Genomic DNA, 6,260 nt, shown 5'->3' with positions numbered 1-6,260 from the left:
CGCCTGAAATTCCGAAACTTAGCTGTCCTCTGGGGCCGCTAGGGATTGGGATAAAGCCCGCACCCTGCGCATAGCGCGGGTGTCGGGTAGTTTACAAGTGCTTCACTTTCTTCCGCGTAGAGGTGGCATACCCGGCAATATCCAATTTGCGGCGGTTGCTACACTTGTCGTCCTTGCCTTCCCAGACCAATTCCGTCCGCAGCCGTCGCCCCAGTCATGTTCTGCAAAGATTCCAAGTCCTGAGCCGCATTGGGCAGACATGGTTGACAATGCGAGGGATCCCTTTTTGAACTGTCCATGAGCTGGCAACGCCCAGATAATCGCACCGCTGCTCAATTGCGCCCGGTTTCTTTTGAGCGCCACTTTACCCGCTATGCCCCTGGCTCGGTGTTGGTCAAGTTCGGCCATACCCATGTCCTTTGCACCGCCAGTGTGGCCGAAGAAGTTCCCCCTTTTCTGCAGAACACCGGCCAAGGCTGGCTGACGGCTGAGTACCGCATGTTGCCCGGAGCCACGCAACAACGACAGCCGCGGGAAATGTTGAAACTATCGGGCCGTACTGCCGAGATTCAACGGCTCATCGGGCGCAGTCTGCGCGCCGCCTTGGATTTTCGCAAGCTGGGATCCCGTACCATCACTGTCGATGCCGATGTGCTGCAGGCCGATGGCGGCACTCGCACCGCCGCGATCACAGGGGGGTATGTGGCCCTGCACGACGCCATCACTTGGCTGTACAAACAGGGGGCGCTGGATCCGGCCCAGGGATCCCCGCTGCGGCAGCAGGTGGCGGCCCTTTCAGTAGGAATTGTGCAGGGAGAGGTACTTGTGGATCTGTGCTATGAGGAAGACAGCCAAGCCGAGGTGGACATGAACATTGTTATGAACGAGCAGGGATCCTTCATCGAGATCCAGGGCACTGCCGAAGCCGCCTGCTTCAGTCGCCCGCAACTGCTACAAATGTTGGAGATGGCCCAAGCCGGGATCCAAGAATTGCTACAAGCCCAACGGCAGGCTCTCAATTTAGAAAGATAGAGCCATAGCCGGACCCTAGCCTTGCAATGGTAATCCTTCAAGGCACTGCATATGGGATTGCATGGGTGTATATCCTGGTTGGCAAAGCGGTATTCCCTTGCTGTAAAGGAATGGCCGGGAAAGCTAAGATCAGCCAGTTGTTAAAATAAGTGAGCTCTCTGAAGCTCTCCTTTCGACGGTTTGAGCGTGTGGCTGAGGTGAATCGCTGCTCATTTGGCCTGAAGAAGTTGGCCCGGAGAACGCTGCATGTCCCGTTTTGTGTTCGGCTCGGAGGAACTTGCGCCACTGCTCAGGCAGCAAGGTTGGCGGTTTACCACTGGATATCTGCACATTCACCTCAAGGGACTGGATCCCTCTGAGGGTGCGGAACCCTGGGTGTTGACTTACTACCACGGCAGGCTGCTTTTTTCTGCCGATCAACCCCTCAACACGCAAATCCTGCTGAAACGACTCTCCCGCTTTATTCCTCGCCTCAACTTGGAATGGCCACAGCGGGCCATCTCGGTGGTGCAAGAGCGCTTGATGAAAGACCATTCCTTACCTGAGCTGCTGGAGGCTATCACGCAATTGGGCCTGCTCAAGCCGGGGGAGCTGGAAGATGCCCTGTGGCTCAACCTGCTTACCGATTTCGACCGCTACCTATTCGAACGGGCAGGCACCTGTTACTTTGAGGTGCAGGAGCAGGTCGCCCAAGAGGCCCCCATTGGCGGGTTTGAGTTGGAGCCGCTGCTGCAAGAAGCTGCCCGGCGCCACGATCGATGGTCAGACTTGAAGGTGGCGATCCCAACTATGCTGGCGGTGCCGGTGGTCAATTGGGAGCGAGTCAACCGCTATCGCATCACCGATGAGCAACGACAGAAGCTCCACACCCTCACCAAAGATGGCCAGTCGCTGGAGGTGATCGCCAAGAAGCTGTGTCGAGATCGGCTGGAGGTGGCCAATCTCTTTGCCTCCTGGGCGAAAAAAGGGTTGGTCAGCCTACAAACGCCCCAAGAGCTGCTGCAGACCAAGCGCCACAACCCGATAACCATCTTGGCGGTGGACGATAGCGTGGTGATGCAGGAAATCCTACGGCAGTATTTGCCCAACTACCAGGTGATCACAACAGGCAACCCTGCCGAGGTGCTTCCTTTGTTGTTTCAGCATCGGCCCCACCTGTTGTTGATGGATATCGCCATGCCGGGGATCGATGGTCTAGAGCTTTGCCGCATTGTGCGCAGCTTAGAAGAGTTTAAGTCCCTTCCCATCCTGATGGTTACCTCTCGCGATGGTCTGCTGGCCCGCATCCGCGGCAAGTGGTCGGGGGCAACCGCCTACTTGACCAAGCCCTTCAACGAAAGCCAGCTTAATGCAGAGGTGAAACGGCTTCTGGAACACCAGTCCCCTTCGCAAGTCCACAGACGAAATCCTTTGTCGGGCGGGACAGGTCAGCCTGCTCTGTTTCAGGGATCCCCCCGTTCCCTCGAGGATCAAGCCAAGGCGTAGTGTCCTTCTGAGTTGATCCCCGTCGCCATTGGCTTTCCTGTCAAAATCAACAAAGGTTTTATGTTAGATAAGAAGTCAACTCAAGAGACCATAACTTGTCTGGGCTGACTGCTAATGTCAATGGATTGATAGCTCATTAGGACATGCCCAAAAGAGAAAAATAGGTTGCCGGGGATTTCAGAAACAAGAGACGAAGTAAGCATCCCATACACTGAAAACTTATCCGATCAACCTTCCTCATTGTCATCACGACCGGCTACTTCAATCTCTCTCAGGAACTGGCTTTTCCCCGCTGGCATTAGAGGTCGTTTAAGCCTTAGAGAAGCCTCACAAGGCTTCTGGCAAAAGAGTCCATACTAAGGGTACCGACAAACAAGCCCTGAAGACATGAAAAAAGATCGAACAGGGTTCAGCAGGCACTTCTGAAGGCAAACCAGAAATATTAAACGCTGTCGTGGATCCCGGCAAGATCAATGAGAGGGAGAAATCAAGCAGAAATTGCTCAGGATCCATGGACAGGGATCCCAAGAATACGTAAAATCGAGTAAAGAATGTAAAGAAAACGCCACACTTCTCCAATTGGTCCCGATCCCCAAGGAGCATTATGCTGCGACTGGAACACATTAGCAAAATCTATCCCACCGGTGAGGTGCTCAAGGATGTGAACTGGGAAGTTAAGCCTGGGGATCGCGTCGGCCTAGTGGGAGTAAACGGGGCCGGAAAGACCACCCAGCTCAAGATTATCTGCGGGCAAGAAGAACCGACCAGCGGCGAGGTGATCCGCCCCGCCAACCTGCGCATCGCCTATCTCACCCAAGAATTTGGAGTGGATCCCGCCCGAACGGTGCGAGAAGAGTTCTGGACAGTCTTTCAAGAGGAAAACCGCATTCACCAAGAAATTGCCCAAATCACCCAACAGATGGAGCAGGCGGACGCGGACACGTTGGAAACCCTTTTGCGCCGTCTAGATCGTCTACAGCGCCAATTTGAGAGTTTACATGGCTATGAACTGGAGGCGCGTATTGAGAAAATCCTGCCGGAAATGGGGTTTGAGCCGGAGGACGGGGATCGGTTGGTGAGCGCCTTCAGCGGCGGCTGGCAGATGCGCATCAGCCTGGGGAAAATCCTGCTGCAAAAACCCGATTTGATGTTGCTAGACGAGCCGACCAACCACCTAGACTTGGAGACCATTGAGTGGCTGGAAAACTACCTCAAGAGCTTGACGATCCCCATGGTGATTGTTTCTCATGATCGAGAGTTTTTGGATCGGCTTTGCACCCAAATTGTGGAGACGGAGCGAGGAGTTTCTACGACATACTTGGGTAACTATTCTCAATACCTACTCCAAAAAGCTGAACGGCGAGAGGCACAACAAGCTGCCTACGAACGTCAGCAAAAGGAAATTGAAAGGCAACAAACCTTCATCGATCGCTTCCGGGCCAGTGCCACCCGCAGCACTCAGGCCAAAAGCCGCGAAAAACAACTGGAAAAGATCGAGCGGGTCGAAGCGCCCATTGGCGACGTGCGTACCCTCAAGTTTCGCTTTCCCCCTGCTCCCCGCAGTGGTCGCGAGGTGGTGAAGATCGAGAATTTGACGCACATTTATGGAGATAAGATTTTGTTTTTGGGTGCGGAGCTGTTGATCGAGCGTGGGGATCGCGTCGCCTTTCTGGGGCCCAATGGGGCAGGAAAATCCACCCTGCTGCGTCTTATCACCGGCCTAGAGCAACCTACCGAGGGATCTGTGAAATTGGGAGCACACAATGTGATCCCTGCCTACTTCGAGCAAAATCAAGCAGAGGCTTTGGATCTGAGCAAAACCGTCTTGGACACCATCCATGACGAAGTGCCCGACTGGAAAAACGAAGAAGTGCGCACGCTGTTGGGTCGCTTTTTGTTCAGCGGCGACGCCGTTTTTAAGAAAGTAGCGGCTTTGAGCGGGGGAGAAAAAGCCCGCTTGGCGTTGGCGAAAATGCTACTTCAGCCGGCCAACCTACTGATTTTGGATGAGCCCACCAACCACTTAGATATCCCGGCCAAAGAGATGCTGGAAGAAGCTTTACAGCATTACGATGGCACGGTGATCCTTGTTTCTCACGACCGCTACTTTATCTCAAAAGTGGCCAACAAGATTGTAGAGATTCGCAACGGAGAGTTGGTCGCCTACCAGGGCAACTATCACTACTATCTAGAAAAGATCGCTGAAGAGAAAGAGAAAGCCCGACAAGAGCGAATCGCTGCCGAAAAACGAGCCAAAGAGCGAGAAAAACAGAAAGCCAAAAAGGCAGCCGGCAAAACCTAAGGAGCCAAAGCAATGTTTACGGGTCTGGTTCGAAGTTTGGGCACAGCCCAGTTGATCAATTCTTCACAGCTACGGGTTACCTGTCCCCGGTTGCAACCTCAGTTGGCCTATGGAGATAGCGTGGCGGTGGACGGCCTTTGCCTGACGGTGGTGGAGATTCTGCCCGATGGATTTTTGGCCGATGTTTCGCCGGAAACCCTGCGGCGCTCGACTTGGGGCCAGGGATCCCTCGGCCCGCGCACAGTCAACCTGGAACCGGCGCTGCGGGTAGGAGACAAGTTAGGGGGGCATTTTGTCAGCGGCCATATCGATGGGGTGGGGCAACTGTGGGATCAAGCCGCCACTGGCAACGCCTGGGAGCTGAGCTTCAAGGTTCCTGAAGAGATCGGGCGTTACATCGTACCCAAGGGCAGCGTGGCGGTGAATGGGGTGAGCTTGACCATTGCTGAGGTGCGCCAAGGGGGCTGCTGGTTCAAGGTGGCTGTGATCCCCCAAACCTACCGCGAGACCAACCTTTCTCAGCTCCAAGTTGGGGATCCCGTCAACATAGAGGCGGATATTTTGGGCAAGTATGTGGAAAAATTGCTGGGCTTGCTGCCCCCCGAGAGCAGCGTTTCTCTGGAGTTTCTGGCCGAGCATGGCTATATCTAGGTACCTTTCCCATGATCCACCCCGAGGAAGTTGAGCGCCTGCGCGGCGTAAATGTTTATCTCATTGGGATGATGGGCAGCGGCAAATCCACCGTGGGATCGGAGCTGGCAGCCCAGTTGCGCTTTCAATTTTTCGACACCGATGGTCTGGTGGAGCAGGTGGGAGGCTCTTCCATCGCCCAGATCTTCGCCGAGCATGGGGAAGCCTACTTCCGGGATCTGGAGACGCAGGTGTTGGCCCAGTTGAGCAGCTACACTCGGTTGGTGATCGCCACAGGCGGCGGCATTGTGTTGCGCCCCAAAAATTGGAGCTACTTGCACCATGGCCTCACTGTTTGGCTGGATGTGGCCCCCGAGCTGATTTGGCAGCGGCTCAGACGGGATCCCGGCCAACGCCCCCTGCTGCAAACCCCCGACCCCCAAGCTGCCCTGTACAAGCTGATGCAAGAGCGAGAGCCGTTCTACGCCCAAGCCGATGTGCGGGTGCCCATCCGGTCAGAAACTAGCCCGCCCCAGTTGGTTGAACAGATCTGGCAAGCCATTCGCGCCCGCTTGCGAGATGGGATCCCTTCCTAGCCACCTCATGCCCAACACAAAAAGGGATCCCATGAGGGATCCCTGAACTCTTTAGTTTTTGATTTTTGATTACTCAAGATTCGCCGGGAGCGGATCCCTGACGAGACCAGAACGGCTTCCTTTAGAGCGCATTGCCGCGGGGGAGGACTTCTTCAGGGAACTCAAAGCGCTCATGGGGCTGGTCCTGCGGCGCCATCCACGCCCGAATCCCCTCG

5 protein-coding genes and 1 pseudogene are annotated in these 6,260 nt (G+C 55.1%); 5 read left to right on the top strand and 1 reads right to left on the bottom strand.

Going from position 1 to position 6,260, the window contains the following annotated elements; all coding sequences use genetic code 11:
* Positions 1–297: 297 nt before the first annotated feature.
* From rph to ACVWVQ_RS14140, 5 genes are all read left to right on the top strand, one after another.
* Positions 298–1,032, top strand: a complete 735-nt coding sequence (gene rph / locus ACVWVQ_RS14160) for a ribonuclease PH (protein WP_011433341.1) — start codon at positions 298–300, stop codon at positions 1,030–1,032.
* 246 nt (positions 1,033–1,278) lie between these two features.
* Entirely contained in the window at positions 1,279–2,517 is a 1,239-nt protein-coding gene (locus ACVWVQ_RS14155; protein ID WP_457509076.1) for a response regulator, read from the top strand.
* Between the two features lie 604 nt (positions 2,518–3,121).
* Positions 3,122–4,819 (top strand): ABC transporter ATP-binding protein, encoded by a 1,698-nt coding sequence (locus ACVWVQ_RS14150; RefSeq protein ID WP_414332172.1) that lies wholly within the window; start codon positions 3,122–3,124, stop codon positions 4,817–4,819.
* A gap of 12 nt (positions 4,820–4,831) precedes the next feature.
* Positions 4,832–5,470, top strand: a complete 639-nt coding sequence (locus ACVWVQ_RS14145) for a riboflavin synthase (protein WP_414332173.1) — start codon at positions 4,832–4,834, stop codon at positions 5,468–5,470.
* An 11-nt stretch (positions 5,471–5,481) separates the two neighbouring features.
* On the top strand, positions 5,482–6,045 hold the full coding sequence (locus tag ACVWVQ_RS14140; RefSeq protein WP_457387749.1) for a shikimate kinase: 564 nt from the start codon (positions 5,482–5,484) through the stop codon (positions 6,043–6,045).
* 121 nt (positions 6,046–6,166) lie between these two features.
* Here the strand turns inward: ACVWVQ_RS14140 and ACVWVQ_RS14135 are convergent.
* Positions 6,167–6,260 (bottom strand): annotated as a pseudogene (locus ACVWVQ_RS14135) (photosystem II protein D2); the annotation flags it as partial.

Source organism: Thermostichus sp. MS-CIW-36 (assembly GCF_054059035.1).
The sequence above is the reverse complement of the archived record's forward strand: the minus strand, read 5'-3'. Positions and strand labels throughout refer to the sequence as shown.